The following is a 15,816-nucleotide window of genomic DNA, read 5'->3' on the forward strand; positions in this document are numbered from 1 at the left end:
TTATAAAAGACAGAGCTGATTTACGGGATTCTATTGTAATTTAAACCAAAAAATGATATGATAGCAGTGTCCCAAAGGCCAAGCAGAACCACAGGTGCGTTCCTGAAAAAAAGGAGGGTCAGATATGAACGTGGAACAAATTCAATATCCCTATAACCCCAAACTGATTGTTTCCGCCTATTCCGGGCATTTTGCCACCCGACACTCCCATAACAGCCATTACATTGACATTACCCGCATGAAGCATGAGCACACCATGGCCCGGGAGGCCGCCATGACCCTGGCGCAGGCCTACACCTATGACAAAGGGGTGGACACCATCGTCTGCCTGGACGGCAGTGAGGTGATAGGAGCATTTCTGGCCCGCCACCTGGCGAAAAAAGAGATGTTCTCCGTCAACCAGGACAAGAACATCAACGTCATTACCCCGGAGTACGACTCCAACGGGCAGCTGATTTTCCGGGACAATCTGGTCTCCATGGTGGAGGATCAGCAGGTGCTGATTCTGATTTCCACGGTGAACTCGGGCAAGACAGCCCGCCGGGCCGTGGAGTGCGTGCAGTATTACGGGGGAAAGGTCCAGGGGATTGCCGCCATTTTCCGGGTTCCCGAGCAGGTGGAGGGCATTCCGGTGTATGCCCTGTTCTCTCCGGCGGATATTCCCGGCTATGCCACCCACGATCCTAAGGAGTGCCCCATGTGTGCGGCGGGGATTAAAATTGACGCCCTGTCCAACAGCTATGGCTTCTCCCTGCTGTAAACGACTTTTTCAAGGGGGCGGTCCGTGTCAGACGGATCGCCCCCCCCTTTTTTTTCTGCCTGCAGACTGAATAACGAATGAATAAAAACGGGTGAATATACAATAAATATTCATTTTTGTGAAAAATACACGGAAAAAAATTGGAGATTAGTGAATAATAATGCGAAACGAAGCTTGCAATTTGGTGACTCCCGTGGTAGACTGTTGCTCGAAAGACAGGCAGGGGGGAGCCGACGGAGAAAAAACGCTCCGTACCGGGCTTTTGAACCTTGCCCTTGCATGAATGTTTTATGGAGGAATGGAACAATGTCTGAGATTAAGAAAGTTGTACTGGCCTATTCCGGCGGTCTGGATACATCCATCATCATCCCCTGGCTGAAGGAGAACTACAATAACCCCGAGATCATCGCCGTCTCCGGCGACGTGGGACAGGGCACTGAGCTGGACGGCCTGGAGGAGAAGGCCATCAAGACCGGCGCCTCCAAGCTCTATGTGGAGGACCTGACCGACGAGATGGTGGATGAGGTGATCATCCCCTCCATGATGATGGGCGCCAAGTATGAGGATTACCTGCTGGGTACCGCCTTCGCCCGGCCCATCATCGCGAAGCGGCTGGTTGAGATTGCCAAGGCCGAGGGTGCCGACGCCATCTGCCACGGCTGCACCGGCAAGGGCAACGACCAGGTCCGGTTTGAGCTGGCCATCAAGCGCTTTGCCCCCGAGATGAAGATCATCGCTCCCTGGCGGGAGTGGGACATCAAGGGCCGTGACGAGGAGATTGACTACGCCGAGGCTCACAACGTCCCCCTGAAGATTTCCCGGGAGACCAACTACTCCAAGGATAAGAACCTGTGGCACCTCTCCCACGAGGGCCTGGACCTGGAGGATCCCGCCAACGAGCCCCAGTACGACAAGCCCGGCTTCCTGGAGATGGGCGTGTCCCCCGCCATGGCTCCCGACAAGGCCACCTATGTGACCCTGGACTTTGAGAAGGGCTGGCCCGTGGCCATCGACGGCGAGAAGATGAAGGCCAGCGACATCATCCGCAAGCTCAACGAGCTGGGCGGCGCCAACGGCATCGGCCTTCTGGACATTGTGGAGAACCGGCTGGTTGGCATGAAGGACCGGGGCGTCTACGAGACTCCCGGCGGCACCATCCTCTACCGGGCCCACGAGGTGCTGGAGATGATCACCCTGGACAAGGACACCAAGCACATGAAGCAGAAGCTGGCCGTGGACTTCGCCGACCTGGTGTATAACGGCAAGTGGTTCACCCCCCTGCGGGAGGCTCTCACCGCCTTCGCCGTGGACACCCAGAAGCACGTCACCGGTACCGTGAAGCTGAAGCTCTACAAGGGCAACATGATCACCTCTTCCGTCACCTCTCCCGACACCCTGTATTCCGAGAATCTGGTTACCTTCGAGGAGAGCGATTACAACCAGGATGACGCCACCGGCTTCATCAACCTCTGGGGCCTGCCCGACACCGTTCAGGCGCTGCGGGAGCAGGGAAAGCTGAAGTAATGTAACGTATCATCCGGAGAGTGAAGATAGCTCCATATCTTCACTCTCCGCTCTTAAATTCGTTCCTCTTTATTCTGACAGAACGTGAGGTAGCAGCTATGAAACTTTGGGCCGGCCGGTTTCAGAAGGAAACCGATACCTTAGTAAACGATTTTAACTCTTCCATTGGCTTCGACGCCCGGCTTTACAAGCAGGACATCACCGGATCCATCGCCCATGCCACCATGCTGGGCCAGCAGGGGATCATTGAGCAGCACGAGGCCGAGAAGATCATTGAGGGTCTGAAGGCCATCCTGGCCGACATTGAGGCCGACAAGGTGGAGTTCTCCCTGGACAACGAGGACATCCACATGAACATCGAGGCGCTGCTCACTCAGCGCATCGGCGATGCGGGCAAGCGGCTGCATACCGCCCGGTCCCGGAACGACCAGGTGGCGCTGGACACCCGTATGTATGTGCGGGAGGAGATTCCCACCATCATCGGCCAGGTGCTGGAGCTGGAGAAGGTGCTTATCAAGAAAGCCAAGGGCAACCTGGACACCGTGATGCCCGGCTACACCCACCTGCAGCGGGCCCAGCCTACCACCTTCGCCCACTATATGATGGCCTACGCCAACATGTTCAAGCGGGACGTGACCCGGCTGGAGGACTGCCTGGAGCGGCTGGACGAGTGCCCCCTGGGCGCCGGCGCCCTGGCCACCTCCACCTATCCCGTGGACCGCTTTGCCACTGCCCAGGCGCTGGGCTTCAAGAAGCCCACGGACAACTCCATGGACTCCGTCTCCGACCGGGACTACGCCATCGAGCTGCTGTCCGCCCTGTCCATCCTCATGATGCACCTGTCCCGGTTCTCTGAGGAGATCGTGCTGTGGTGCTCCTGGGAGTTTAAGTATGTGGATCTGGATGACGCCTACTCCACCGGCTCCTCCATCATGCCCCAGAAGAAGAACCCCGACGTGGCCGAGCTGGTCCGGGGCAAGACCGGACGGGTGTACGGCTCTCTGGTCACCCTGCTCACCATCATGAAGTCCCTGCCCCTGGCCTACAACAAGGACATGCAGGAGGACAAGGAGGCCATCTTTGATGCCATCGATACGGTGGAGCTGTGCCTGCCCGTGTTCAGCGCCATGGTGGACACCCTGACGGTGCGGCCCAAGAACATGGCCAAGGCGGCCGCCGGCGGCTTCATCAACGCCACCGACTGCGCCGACTACCTGACCAAGAAGGGCCTGCCCTTCCGGGAGGCCTATATGATCGTAGGCCGTCTGGTCAATATGTGCATCAAGTCCGGGGACACCCTGGATACCCTGACCCTGAAGGACTTCCGGGCCATTTCCTCCCTCTTTGATGAGGACGTGTACGAGGCCCTGGCGCTGAAGACCTGCGTCAATGAAAGAAAAGTTTATGGCGGCCCGGCCAAGGAGAGCGTGGAAAAGCAGATTGCGCTCATCGAGGAGTTTGTGCAGGCCCGGGCATAACGGGAAGAAAACCGTTGCAAGTTGGGCCATACCGCTTCATAATAGGAGTAAGGCAGTCCCTCCGGCGGGTTCGGAGCCGGACCGTCCAGATGACAAAGAAACCAGGTGGATGTTGTGAAGAAACCCAAGGTATATATTGATGGCAAGGAAGGCACCACCGGCCTGCAGATTTATCAGCGGCTGGGGGAGCGGGAGGACATTGAACTTCTGCTCATCGATGAGGACAAGCGCAAGGACCCGGAGGAGCGGAAGAAATTCCTCAACGCCGCGGATCTGGTTTTCCTGTGCCTGCCCGACGCCGCCGCTGTGGAGGCGGTGTCCATGATCGAGAATCCCGGGACGCGGGTGATCGATGCCTCCACCGCCCACCGCACGGCGGAGGGCTGGGTGTACGGTTTTCCCGAGCTGCTGCCCGGCCAGCGTCAGCGGATTAAGTTTGCCAATCGGGTAGCCAATCCCGGCTGCCACGCCACGGGCTTTTTGTCCACGGCGGCTCCGCTGGTGAAGCTGGGGGTGCTGCCCCCGGACTATCCCCTCACCTGTTTCTCCCTCACGGGCTACTCCGGAGGCGGGAAAAAGATGATTGCCGAGTATGAGGCGCCCGACCGCAGCGTCCTGCTGGACGCCCCCAGCATCTATGCCACCGGCCTTCAGCACAAGCACCTGCCTGAGATGCAGAAGCTGGCCGGACTCAGCTATCCCCCTGTGTTTGCCCCCATTCTGGGCGACATTTACAAGGGCATGGCCACCTCCATTCTGCTCCAGAACCGTCTGCTGAAGGGGAACCCCTCTGCCCAGGACATCTGGGAGCTGCTCACCTCCTACTACGAGGGTCAGAGCATGATCACCATCGCCCCCTTCGGCGGAAACGCCCCCCGTCTGGCGGCCAACGCCCTGGCGGGCCGGGACGTGCTGGAGATCACCGTGTCCGGTCATGGGGACCAGACCATGCTGACTGCCCAGTTTGATAATCTGGGCAAGGGCGCTTCCGGTGCTGCAGTTCAGAACATGAACATTATGCTGGGCTTCCCGGAGGCCACCGGTCTTACCCTGTAATCCCATTTATAAAAGGAGCGTCAGGATATCATGACGATGAAGGAAATTACCGGCGGCGTGTGTGCCGCCCAGGGCTTTACCGCCGCCGCCGTCCACTGCGGCGTCAAGGCGGGCAGCAGCCCGGAAAAAGACGATCTGGCTCTGATTCTCTCCCAGAAGGAGTGTACCGCCGCCGCGGTCTATACCCTGAACCGGGTGAAGGCGGCCCCCATCTATGTCACCATGGACCACTTGGAGAACGGCGTGGCCTGGGGCATCGTGGCCAACAGCGGCAACGCCAACGCCTGCTGCCCTCAGAGCCATGAAAACGCCCAGAAGATGACCGAGGCTGCCGCAGCCGCCACCGGCCGGGAGCCCGAGGACTTTGTAGTGGCCTCCACCGGCGTCATCGGCCATACCATCAACATTGCCGCCATCGAGGCGGGTATGCCCAAGGTGGCCGCCGAGCTGAATATCCAGGGCTCTGATGCCGCCGCCAAGGCCATCATGACCACCGACACGGTGAAGAAGGAGATTGCCCTCTCCTTTACTGTGGGCGGCAAGGAGGTCAAGCTGGGCGCCATCGCCAAGGGCTCCGGCATGATTCACCCCAACATGGGCACCATGCTGGCCTTTATCACCACCGACTGCGCCATCACTCATGAGATGCTGGGGGATGCCCTTCACGAGGTGGTTACCAAGACCTTCAACCGGGTGACTGTAGACGGAGACACCTCCACCAACGACATGTGCGTGGTGCTGGCCAACGGTATGGCTGGCAACACCCTGGTGGAGTGGAAGGACGAGGACTATGAGGCCTTCCGGGATGCGCTGATGTACGTCTGCCGCTATCTGGCCCGGGGCATTGCCGGTGACGGCGAGGGCGCCAGCAAGCTGGTTACCTGTATCATGACTGGCGCCCGCAGCGAGGAGAGCGCCGAGCGGCTCGCTAAGGCTGTGGTGGGCTCCTCCCTGGTGAAGGCGGCCATGTTCGGCGCCGACGCCAACTGGGGCCGGGTGCTGTGCGCCATGGGCTACTCCAAGGCTCCCTTCCGTCCCGAGCACGTGGATGTGTCCTTCCAGTCCTGTGCCGGCGAGATCATGGTCTGCAAGCAGGGCGACGGCCTGCCCTTTGACGAGGATAAGGCCAAGGAGATCCTTTCCCAGAAGGAAGTCATCATTGCGGTGGATCTCCACGAGGGCGAGGAGAGCGCCGAGTGCTGGGGCTGCGACCTTACCTATGACTACGTAAAGATCAACGGCGATTACCGCACCTGATGCTTTCAGAGTGGAGAGCGGGGAGGGAAACTCGGACCTCACTCTCCACTCTGAACGCTTCACTCTTACTTTGAAGGGGGAATACCCGTGTCATTCAATGAAGTGGATCGGGCCCAGGTACTGGCTGAGGCCCTGCCCTATATTCAGAAGTTTTCCGGCAAGACCATTGTGGTGAAGTACGGCGGCAACGCCATGGTGTCCGACCAGCTGCGCCACGCCGTCATCTCCGACATCATCCTGCTCCATCTGGTGGGCATTCAGGTGGTGGTGGTCCACGGAGGCGGGCCGGAGATCAGCGAGATGCTGAAGAAAATCGGCAAGCAGTCCCAGTTTGTGGACGGCCTGCGCTATACCGACGAGGAGACCATGGACGTGGTGCAGCAGGTGCTGTGCGGCCGGGTGAATAAGAACCTGGTCTCCACCCTGAACCGGTTGGGCGGCCGGGCCCTGGGCCTGTGCGGCCTGGACGGCGGACTGCTCTCCGCCAAGAAGCTGGAGGATAAGTATGGCCTGGTGGGCGACATCACCCATGTGGACCCCCGCCCGGTGACCGACGCCCTGGACAAGGGCTACATCCCCGTGGTGTCCACCGTGGCCCAGGGGGAGGACGCGGAGACCTCCTACAACGTGAATGCCGACACCGCCGCTGCCAAGCTGGCCACCGCCCTGGGGGCGGAGAAGCTCATTCTCCTCACCGACGTGCGGGGTCTGCTCCGGGACCCCAAGGACGACTCCACCCTGATTCCCGAGCTGCAGCTCTCCTCTGTCCCTGCACTGGTGCGGGAGGGCATTATTTCCGGGGGAATGATCCCCAAGATCGACTGCTGCGTGGAGGCGGTACGCTCGGGCGTGGATTCTGCGGTCATTCTGGACGGCCGTGTGGAGCACTCCCTGCTCATCGAGCTGCTGTCTGACGCGGGCATCGGCACCATGCTGGTGCGCTGAAGGGGAGGAATACGCCATGACATTTGAAGAGCTGAAGGCCCTGGACGAACAGTATGTGATGCAGTCCTACGGACGCTTCCCCGTGGCCATCGATCACGGCAAGGGAGCCACCGTGTGGGATGTGGAGGGGAAGGAGTATATCGACTTCACCTCCGGCATCGGCGTGTGCTCCCTGGGCTATGACAACGAGGATTGGGTGAAGGCTGTGACCACCCAGGCATCCAAGCTGGGCCACATCTCCAACCTCTTCTACTCCGAGCCCTACATCCGTCTGGCTCAGCAGCTGTGCACCCGGACGGGGATGTCCAACGTGTTCTTTGCCAACTCCGGCGCCGAGAGCAACGAGGGCATGATCAAGCTGGCCCGGAAGTACTCTTTTGACAAGTACGGCAAGGGACGGGGCACGGTGATTACCCTCCACAAGTCCTTCCACGGCCGTACCATCACCACCCTGGCCGCCACCGGACAGGATGTGTTCCACAACTATTTCTTCCCCTTCACTGAGGGGTTCCGTTACGCCGACGCCAACGACCTGGACAGCGTGGAGGCGGTGGCCGGCCACGACGTGTGTGCGGTGATGTTCGAGCTCATTCAGGGCGAGGGCGGCGTGCTGCCCCTGGACCCGGAGTTTGTTCAGGGCGTGGCCGACCTGTGCGCCAAGCGGGACTGGCTGCTGCTCATTGACGAGGTGCAGACCGGCGTGGGACGTACCGGCTCCCTGTTTGCCTTCCAGCAGTACGGCATCCAGCCCGACGCGGTCTCCTTCGCCAAGGGGATTGCCAGCGGCCTGCCCTTCGGCGGCGTGATGGCCAATGAGAAGTGCCGGAATGTCTTTACCCCCGGCACCCACGCCACCACCTTCGGCGGAAACCCCGTGGCTGCTGCCGCCGCTCTCCAGGTGCTGGATACTCTGGACGACAAGCTGCTCCAGGAGGTAAAGGAGAAGGGCGACTATCTCCGCAGCCAAATTGAGGCCCTGAACCTGCCCTGCCTGGGCGCCACCCGGGGCATGGGCCTGATGATCGGCATTGAGGTCAAGGGTGAGAAGACCAACAAGGAGATTGCCGCCAAGCTCATTGAAAACGGCCTCCTGTGCCTCACCGCCGGACCCGGTCTGCGCCTGCTGCCCCCTCTGGTCATTACCAAGGAGGAGATGGACAAGGGCCTGGCCATCATGAAAGCGACGCTTTCTTGAATTCGGAATTTGGGATCAGGAATTAAGAAACCGGCGGGATGGACGCCGAGGGTGTAAACACCACGTTCCTGGTTGTAAGAGAGGGAAATTCACCATGAAAAAAGATCTGCTGAAGCTGCTGGATCTGTCCAAGGAGGATATCATCAAAATTCTCAACACGGCGGACCAGCTGAAGTACAATCAGAAGCACGGGATTGTCCACGACTACCTGAAGGGCAAGACCCTGGCCATGATTTTTGAGAAGAATTCCACCCGTACCCGTGTGTCCTTTGAGGCTGGTATGTTCCAGCTGGGCGGCCACGCCCTGTTTCTCTCCGGCAAGGAGAGCCAGATCGGCCGGGGCGAGCCGGTGGAGGACACCGCCCGGGTGCTGGACCGGTACTGTGACGGCATCATGATCCGCACCTTTGCCCAGGAGGAAGTGGAGAACCTGGCCCGCTACACCACCATTCCCATCATCAACGGCCTGACCGATTTCTGCCACCCCTGCCAGGTGCTGGCCGACCTGATGACCGTGCGGGAGCACAAGGCCATTCTGGAGGGCCTGAAGATGTGCTACATCGGCGACGGCAACAACATGGCCAACTCCCTCATTGTGGGTGGCCTGAAGTGCGGTATGGAGGTCTCAGTGGCCTGCCCGGAGGGCTATGACCCCGACCAGCGGGTGCTGGACTTTGCCAAGAGCGATCCCAGCTACAAGTTCTCTCTGGTGCGTACGCCCCAGGAGGCCGCCGTGGGCGCCGACGTGGTGTTCACCGACGTATGGGCCTCCATGGGTCAGGAGCAGGAGAAGGCCATCCGGGAGAAGGCCTTTGCCGGCTACCAGGTCAATGAGGAGCTGATGGCTCTCACCAACCCTGAGTGTATGGTGCAGCACTGCCTGCCCGCCCACCGGGGCGAGGAGATCACCGCTGAGGTCTTTGAAGCTCACGCAAACGAAATTTTTGACGAGGCAGAGAACCGCCTCCACGCCCAGAAAGCAGTCATGTATCTGCTGATGGGGAAGGAACGGGAAAACTGAATCGCCTGCGTGCAAAACAGCCGCCGTAAAAACGGCGGCTGTTTTTTTGTTCTTTTCTGTATTATGGAACCCAAAGCGTTTTCGCTTAAAAAATAGAAAAACAAGGAAATGATATACTTGCATAAAAAATACGAAAAGAATATAATTAAATTTGTTAAGAGGATATAAAATTTATGGCCAAAAGGGAGGCGTTTGATCGTGCCGTCTTATCCCCGGTAGGATCTCCCTTGGCGGGAGAGTGAGTCAAAGAGTTAAGGAGGGAGTATTATGGAAACAAAAACAAGTAACCGTGCCGCGTTGGCAGCGAAGTTTATCCTTTGCAGCGCACTGGGCATCTTCATGTTTTTTATCAGTGTACCCTATGGGGGAAAAAGTACCATTCCTCTGGACCATCTGACGACCATTGTACGGAATCTACTGGGAGATTATCAAAAATACGTGGTGCTGCTGGTAATTGCAGCTGGGGCAATCATGCCCTTTGCCAAGAAGACATGGAACAAGAGCACCCAGGACATCGTCTTCTCCATCTTCAAAGTGATTGGCCTTGTGTGTGCCATCATGTATGTGTTCGGCCTTGGACCGGCAGAGCTGCATGAGAATCCGGACCTGTTCCCCTTCCTGTTTGTAAGCCTGTGCTGCTCGCTGTGTTTCCTGATTCCCATCGGCGCCATCTTTTTGTCCTTCCTGACCAACTACGGCCTGATGGAATTCGTGGCTGTTTTCCTCCAGCCCGTGATGCGCAAAATCTGGAAGACACCCGGCCGCTCCGCCATTGACGCAGTGGCCTCCTTTGTGGGCAGTTACTCGCTGGCTCTGCTCATTACAGATGACCTCTATCAGCACGGCCGCTATACCAAGAAAGAGGCCTTCATCATTGCCACCGGCTTCTCCACTGTGTCCACCACCTTCATGGTGACCGTGGCCAAGACTCTGGATTTGATGGACCGGTGGAACTTCTACTTCTGGAGCACGCTGGTCATCACCTTCATTGTGACCGCCATCGTGGCCCGGCTCTATCCCACCTGCAAGGTACCGGACGAGTACATGGAGGGTGTTACGCCCCAGCCCGAGGAGGTTGTAAAGAGCAACCGCCTGAAGGTGGCCTGGGAGGACGCTATGGCTGCTGCCGAGGCCTCCGGCCCCATTCTTCCTGCTGTGTGGAAGAACACCAAGGATGGCCTGCGGATGATCAGCACCATCCTGCCCACCATCATGTCCATCGGCCTGCTGGGTATGCTCATTGCCCTGTTTACACCGGTGTTTAACATCATCGGCTACATTTTCTATCCCTTCACCGCCATTGTGCAGCTGCCTGAAGCCCTGGTTGCCGCTCAGGCTGTGGCCACCAGCATTGCGGAGATGTTCCTGCCCGCCGCCTTTGTGGTGGAGGCCTCTCTGGCCACCCGCTATGTAGTCAGCGTGGTGTGTATCTCCGAGCTGCTGTTCTTCTCCGCCGTTATCCCCTGTATCCTGTCCACTAAGATCCCTGTGAACATCCCTCAGATCCTGATCCTGTGGGTGGAACGGGTCATCCTGTCTGTGCTGCTGGCGGGAGCTGTGGCACTGATTGTATTCTGACGGCTGACAGCCATTTTGCTGCCGCAGTCAGCTGGGTAAAAAGCAAAAAAAGGAAGCGCCTTCAAGGCGCTTCCTTTTTTGTTTAACAGGGATGGTTTCAGCGCAGCACAGCGCCGCACTCCTGGGACAGAGCTTCCAGAATGGACTTTACGTCGGCATCGGCTTCCTCGCCGGTGAGGGAGCGGTCATCCGCCCGCAGAACCAGATTGAAGGCCACGGACTTCTTGCCCTCGGCAATGCCCTTGCCGCGGTAGATATCGAACAGGGTGCACTCCTTCAGAAGGCCCTTGGCCCCCTTGCGGATGCAGTTCTCCAGCTGGCCCACGGTGACCGCCTCGTCACACACCACGGCGATGTCACGGGTGACGGAGGGGAACTTGGGCAGAGGCACGTACTCGGGGTCGGCGCCCTTGGCCTGAGCCAGCTGGTCCAGGCTCAGCTCAGCGCAGTAGAGCTCGGCGTCCACGCCGTAGTTCTGGGTAACCAGGGGATGCACCTGGCCGAAGATGCCGATGCAGTTGTCGCCAGCCCACACGGTGGCCACGCGGCCGGGGTGGTAGGAGGCGTCGCTGGGGGCGCCGGTGGGACCTTCAAAGTGGACGTCCTTGGCCCGGATGTCCTTCAGGAGGGCCTCGACGATGCCCTTCATGGTGTAGAAGTCCATGTCGCTGCCGTAGGCGCCCAGAGTGAGTACCTTGGACTCGTTGGCCAGACCGTCCTCGCCGCCGGGCAGGTAGATGCGGCCTACCTCATAAAGCTTCACGTCCTGGTTGCGGAAGTTGTAGTTCCGGGTCAGGATCTCCAGCATGGAGGGCAGGGTAGTCGTGCGCATGATGGAGGTGTCCTCGCCCAGGGGATTGAGGATCTTGAAGCTCTGGCGCTTGGCATAGTCCGCCGGCCAGAGGATCTTGTCGTAGCAGGTGGGGGAGATGAAGGAGTAGGTGATGATCTCATCGTAGCCCGCGCTGCGGCACACGCTGCTCAGCTGACGCTCCAGCTGCTCCTCAGCGGAGTAGCCGCCCAGAGTGGTCTGGCCGCGCATCAGGGTGACGGGGATCTTGTTGTAGCCGTAGAAGCGGGCCACCTCCTCGGCCAGGTCGGCGATACCCTCCACGTCGCCGCGCCAGGAAGGAATGGTAACTTCGGCGGGGCCGTTGGGGAAGTCGTGGTTCTCGGTGAGAATATTGACTCGCTCCAGGTAGCAGTACTGATCCACCGGATCGATGTCAGTACCCAGCAGGGCGTTGACCCGATCGGGGTCCATGCGGATGGTGTGGGGCTGGGGCACATAGTTGAGGATGTCGATGGTGCCGTCCAGCACCTCGCCGGCCCCCAGCATTTCCACCAGCTCGCAGGCGCGGTTGACAGCGGGCAGGGTGTTCAGGGGATCCAGGCCCTTCTCAAACTTGGCGCTGGCCTCGGTGCGCATGCCCAGAGCCAGAGCGCCCTTGCGGATGCAGGTGCCGTCGAAGCAGGCGGACTCAAAAACCACATCCACAGTGTCGGAGACGATTTCGCTGTTCTCGCCGCCCATGATGCCGGCCAGGCCCACGGCCCGGTGCTCGTCGGCGATGACCAGATGGTTGGCAGTGAGCTTGCGCACCTGACCGTCCAGAGTGGTGAGCTCCTCGCCTTCCTCAGCCCGGCGGACGATGATCTTGCCGCCCTTTACGTAGCGGTAGTCAAAGGCATGCATGGGCTGGCCGTACTCCAGCATAACGTAGTTGGTGATGTCCACGATGTTGTTGATGGGGCGCACGCCGCTGGCGCGCAGCCGCTCCCGCATCCACTTGGGGGAGGGGCCGATCTTCACGTTGCGTACCATCCGGGCGGTGTACCGGGGGCACAGATCGGAAGCAGGGGTCTCCACGTCCAGGAGCTCCATCAGATTGCCGTTGCCGCCGCCCTTGACCACAGGCTCATGGAGGGACAGGGGCACGTCAAAGGTGGCGGACACTTCCCGGGCCAGACCGATGACGGACAGGCAGTCGGGGCGGTTGGGGGTGATTTCAAACTCTACCACGTGGTCGTCCGCGCCGATGATGGGCTTGATGTCGTCGCCGGGCTTCACACCCTCCTCGTGGAGGACAAAGATGCCGTCAGGAATGCAGTGGGGGAACTCCGCCTGCTGGGCGTGGAGGTCCGCCAGGGTGCAGATATGCTCCTTCTTGGTGTCCAGAGCCACCAGGTCCCCGGCATGGAGGTTGGGGCAGGCGGTGGAAACAGAGACGGAGCCGCTGTCCACCTCACAGGCGGCGGTAAACTGGTTGATGCCGTCGGTCCGTACGGCGGTCACCCGGGCGCAGACCACGCTGCCGTAGATCTTGTGGCCGGGCTGGATGTCGGCGGGGATGGAGGGCTTCTCCGGGTCGAGAGGCTTGTAGTCGTTCAGAAGGGCGGCGGGGGTGATGACGGCGTAGGGGAAATCGCGCTCGTCCAGACCCAGCTCGGAGAGGCCGCACATCATGCCGTTGGAGACCACACCGCGCAGCTTGCCCTTTTCGATCTTCTTGCCGCCGGGAAGGGTGGACTTGTGCAGGGCCACGGGCACCAGGTCGCCGGGGTGGATGTTCCAGGCACCGGTGACAATCTGGATGGGCTCGGCCTGACCCACCTCGATCTGGCAGATCCACATGTGGTCGGAGTCGGGGTGGCGCTCCATGGACAAAATCTGGCCCACCACCACGTTGGAGATCTCAGCGCCCAGATCGTGGGTCAGCTCCACCTTGGAGCCGGACAGGGTCATGGCCTCGGCAAACTCCTTGTCGTCGGCCTCCACCTTCACGAACTCGCTGAGCCATTTACGAGATAAGTTCATATTGAAAACTCCCTTAATCTGTTTTATAGGGACGCATACCATGCGCCCGCGGGCGGCTGACAGCCGCGCCTGCGGTTCTGAGGCAGTGCCTCAGAACTGCTCCAGGAACCGCACGTCGTTTTCGAAGATCAGACGCAGGTCGGCAATTTTGAACCGGCGCATGGCGGTACGCTCCAGGCCGATGCCGAAGGCCCAGCCGGAGTACTCCTCCGGGTCGATGCCGCTCATCTTCAGCACCTTGGGGTGAATCATGCCGGCGCCCAGCAGCTCGATCCAGCCCTCACCCTTACAGGTGGGGCAGCCCACGCCGCCGCACTTGTGGCACTGTACGTCCATCTCGCAGGAGGGCTCAGTGAAGGGGAAGTGGTGGGGACGGAAGCGGGTCTTGGTGCCCTTGCCGTAGAGCTGCTCCACCACGGTGTTCAGGGTACCCTTCAGGTCGGCCATGGTGACGTTCTTGTCGATGACCATGCCCTCCACCTGGTGGAACATGGGGGAGTGGGTGGCGTCCACCTCGTCCTTGCGGTAGACGCGGCCGGGGGCGATGATGCGGATGGGCAGGGGCATGGTTTCCATGGCCCGGACCTGCATGGGGGAGGTCTGGGAGCGGAGCATCACCCGGCTGTCCTCGTCAAAGTAGAAGGTGTCCGACCAGTCACGGGAGGGATGACCCTCCTCGGCGTTGAGCTTGTCGAAGTTATAGGAGGCCAGCTCGATCTCCGGCCCGTCCAGCACGGTGAAGCCCATGCCGATGAAGATTTCCTTGATCTCGTCCAGAGCGGTATACATGGGGTGGCGGCGGCCCAGCTTGATGGGCTTGCCGGGGACGGTGACGTCCAGGGCCTCAGCCTTGAGGCGGTCCTCCAGGGCCTTGGCCTCCAGCTCCTTGCCCCGGGCCTCCAGGGCCTGCTCCAGGGCGGCGCGCACCTCGTTGGCCAGCTGACCCATGACGGGGCGCTCCTCAGCGCTGAGCTTGCCCATCTGCTTCAAAACGGCGGTGAGCTCACCCTTTTTGCCCAGGTACTGCACCCGCAGGGCGTCCAGGGCGGCGGAGTCCTGCGCGGCCTGAAAGGCCTCCAGGGCCTGCTGGCGGATTGCTGCTAACTGTTCTTTCATAACCATAAGCTCCTTTTTCAGTCGGGTAGGTATTGATGGGCGGTCTGACGTGTGTTGATGTTAAAGCGGTTCAGATCGTACAGGCCGCCGGAGGTATTGGCAGAGCCGTGCCGGGTGGTAACGGTGACGGCGAAGTGCTGGGCAAGAAAATCGCTGGCCCAGGACTCCGTCTGGCCGTGGGGGTAGGCGAAGTATACCACCTTCTGTCCCACGTTGTCCTCGATGAGCTGAATGCTCTGTTCCAAATCGGGGAAGATGCGGGCCTCATAGGCCTCCCGGCTTTCGCCGGACATGCGTTTGATTCCTCTGGGGTCCTCCCGGTGGGAGTCGTAGCTGTGGGAGCCGAACTCCACCAATCCGGAGTCAGCCATCTCCCGGCACATGTCCCAGGTAAGGAAGCCGGGAACGCCGTCTTGGATTCGCTCAGCGATCAGGGCGATGACGGCCTTGGTCTGGAACTCCTGGAGAATGGGGTAGGCCAGCTGGTAATTGTCGGCGTAGCCGTCGTCAAAGGTGATGAGCACCGCCTTTTCCGGAAGCGGTGTGCCGCTGGCCAGTTCGCTGGGCAGCACGGAGGTGTAGCCGTGGTCCTTCAGCCATTGGAGATCCTCCCGCAAATGCTGGGTGGTGGTCATCCAGTCGTTGCAGCCCGAGCCGTCTCCCTCCACCACGGAGTGATACATGAGAATGTAGAGGGTGTGATTTGTAGAGACTGCCGGGGGAGGATCAGGAGTTTCGGGCTCCTCCGGCTCGACCGGCTTGGGTGTAGGTTCAGAGACATCGGGGGGCGTGTCAGGCTGAGAGACGTCAGGCGTCTCAACAGGTTGGGACACGTCGGGTTCGACCGCAGGCGGCTGAGCGGAAGAGGAAGAGCCCGCGCTGTTTTCCGAAGAAGAGAGGTCGGGCGGCGCGCTGGAGGAAATCCCCCCGCTTCCGGAAGATTGGGAGCCGGAAGAGGCGGGGGCCTGACAGGCGGTCAATGTCAGAAGCAAAGCAAAGACGGACAGGAACAGGGAAGCTTTTCGCATCATTCCCATACAATCACCTCACGAACTGTTTCCCAAGGGA

Annotated in this window: 12 protein-coding genes; 9 read left to right on the top strand and 3 right to left on the bottom strand. The window is 60.1% G+C overall.

Going from position 1 to position 15,816, the window contains the following annotated elements:
• The first annotated feature begins 124 nt into the window (after window positions 1-124).
• The 9 genes from AC3YUO_RS05475 to AC3YUO_RS05515 all read left to right on the top strand — a co-directional run bounded on the left by AC3YUO_RS05475 (window position 125) and on the right by AC3YUO_RS05515 (window position 10,814).
• On the top strand, window positions 125-760 hold the full coding sequence (locus AC3YUO_RS05475) for a type I phosphoribosyltransferase (RefSeq protein ID WP_489962025.1): 636 nt from the start codon (window positions 125-127) through the stop codon (window positions 758-760).
• A 306-nt stretch (window positions 761-1,066) separates the two neighbouring features.
• On the top strand, window positions 1,067-2,284 hold the full coding sequence (locus tag AC3YUO_RS05480) for an argininosuccinate synthase (RefSeq protein ID WP_489962026.1): 1,218 nt from the start codon (window positions 1,067-1,069) through the stop codon (window positions 2,282-2,284).
• A 98-nt stretch (window positions 2,285-2,382) separates the two neighbouring features.
• Entirely contained in the window at window positions 2,383-3,762 is a 1,380-nt protein-coding gene (gene argH / locus AC3YUO_RS05485; RefSeq protein WP_489962027.1) for an argininosuccinate lyase, read from the top strand.
• A 114-nt stretch (window positions 3,763-3,876) separates the two neighbouring features.
• On the top strand, window positions 3,877-4,818 hold the full coding sequence (argC, locus tag AC3YUO_RS05490) for an N-acetyl-gamma-glutamyl-phosphate reductase (protein WP_489962028.1): 942 nt from the start codon (window positions 3,877-3,879) through the stop codon (window positions 4,816-4,818).
• A gap of 30 nt (window positions 4,819-4,848) precedes the next feature.
• Window positions 4,849-6,075, top strand: coding sequence for a bifunctional ornithine acetyltransferase/N-acetylglutamate synthase (gene argJ / locus AC3YUO_RS05495; RefSeq protein ID WP_489962029.1), 1,227 nt, complete (start codon window positions 4,849-4,851; stop codon window positions 6,073-6,075).
• Window positions 6,076-6,162: 87 nt separating this feature from the next.
• Window positions 6,163-7,020 carry an acetylglutamate kinase gene (argB, locus tag AC3YUO_RS05500; protein ID WP_489962030.1) on the top strand — a complete coding sequence of 286 codons (858 nt, stop codon included), beginning with the start codon at window positions 6,163-6,165 and terminating at the stop codon, window positions 7,018-7,020.
• A 16-nt stretch (window positions 7,021-7,036) separates the two neighbouring features.
• On the top strand, window positions 7,037-8,215 hold the full coding sequence (locus tag AC3YUO_RS05505; protein WP_489962031.1) for an aspartate aminotransferase family protein: 1,179 nt from the start codon (window positions 7,037-7,039) through the stop codon (window positions 8,213-8,215).
• 94 nt (window positions 8,216-8,309) lie between these two features.
• Window positions 8,310-9,236 (top strand): ornithine carbamoyltransferase, encoded by a 927-nt coding sequence (argF, locus tag AC3YUO_RS05510; RefSeq protein ID WP_489962032.1) that lies wholly within the window; start codon window positions 8,310-8,312, stop codon window positions 9,234-9,236.
• A 267-nt stretch (window positions 9,237-9,503) separates the two neighbouring features.
• The gene (locus AC3YUO_RS05515) at window positions 9,504-10,814 is read left to right on the top strand and encodes a YjiH family protein (protein WP_489962033.1); all 1,311 of its coding nucleotides are present in this window, start codon (window positions 9,504-9,506) and stop codon (window positions 10,812-10,814) included.
• 97 nt (window positions 10,815-10,911) lie between these two features.
• On the opposite strand, the gene pheT is transcribed toward AC3YUO_RS05515, so the two are convergent.
• From pheT to AC3YUO_RS05530, 3 genes are all read right to left on the bottom strand, one after another.
• The gene (pheT, locus tag AC3YUO_RS05520; RefSeq protein ID WP_489962034.1) at window positions 10,912-13,632 is read right to left on the bottom strand and encodes a phenylalanine--tRNA ligase subunit beta; all 2,721 of its coding nucleotides are present in this window, start codon (window positions 13,630-13,632) and stop codon (window positions 10,912-10,914) included.
• Window positions 13,633-13,722: 90 nt separating this feature from the next.
• The gene (pheS, locus tag AC3YUO_RS05525) at window positions 13,723-14,748 is read right to left on the bottom strand and encodes a phenylalanine--tRNA ligase subunit alpha (RefSeq protein ID WP_489962035.1); all 1,026 of its coding nucleotides are present in this window, start codon (window positions 14,746-14,748) and stop codon (window positions 13,723-13,725) included.
• A 17-nt stretch (window positions 14,749-14,765) separates the two neighbouring features.
• Window positions 14,766-15,779 (bottom strand): polysaccharide deacetylase family protein, encoded by a 1,014-nt coding sequence (locus tag AC3YUO_RS05530; protein ID WP_489962036.1) that lies wholly within the window; start codon window positions 15,777-15,779, stop codon window positions 14,766-14,768.
• Window positions 15,780-15,816 lie beyond the last annotated feature (37 nt).

It is taken from the genome of Pseudoflavonifractor sp. HNCC25GI2 (assembly GCF_058136395.1).

Bases quoted from the DNA above. Each gene is read 5' to 3' on its own strand.
- AC3YUO_RS05505 (WP_489962031.1), top strand. From the start codon at position 7,037: ATGACATTTGAAGAGCTGAAGGCCCTGGACGAACAGTATGTGATGCAG.
- pheS (WP_489962035.1), bottom strand. From the start codon at position 14,748: ATGAAAGAACAGTTAGCAGCAATCCGCCAGCAGGCCCTGGAGGCCTTT.
- argF (WP_489962032.1), top strand. From the start codon at position 8,310: ATGAAAAAAGATCTGCTGAAGCTGCTGGATCTGTCCAAGGAGGATATC.
- AC3YUO_RS05515 (WP_489962033.1), top strand. From the start codon at position 9,504: ATGGAAACAAAAACAAGTAACCGTGCCGCGTTGGCAGCGAAGTTTATC.
- AC3YUO_RS05475 (WP_489962025.1), top strand. From the start codon at position 125: ATGAACGTGGAACAAATTCAATATCCCTATAACCCCAAACTGATTGTT.
- AC3YUO_RS05530 (WP_489962036.1), bottom strand. From the start codon at position 15,779: ATGATGCGAAAAGCTTCCCTGTTCCTGTCCGTCTTTGCTTTGCTTCTG.
- pheT (WP_489962034.1), bottom strand. From the start codon at position 13,632: ATGAACTTATCTCGTAAATGGCTCAGCGAGTTCGTGAAGGTGGAGGCC.
- argJ (WP_489962029.1), top strand. From the start codon at position 4,849: ATGACGATGAAGGAAATTACCGGCGGCGTGTGTGCCGCCCAGGGCTTT.
- argH (WP_489962027.1), top strand. From the start codon at position 2,383: ATGAAACTTTGGGCCGGCCGGTTTCAGAAGGAAACCGATACCTTAGTA.
- AC3YUO_RS05480 (WP_489962026.1), top strand. From the start codon at position 1,067: ATGTCTGAGATTAAGAAAGTTGTACTGGCCTATTCCGGCGGTCTGGAT.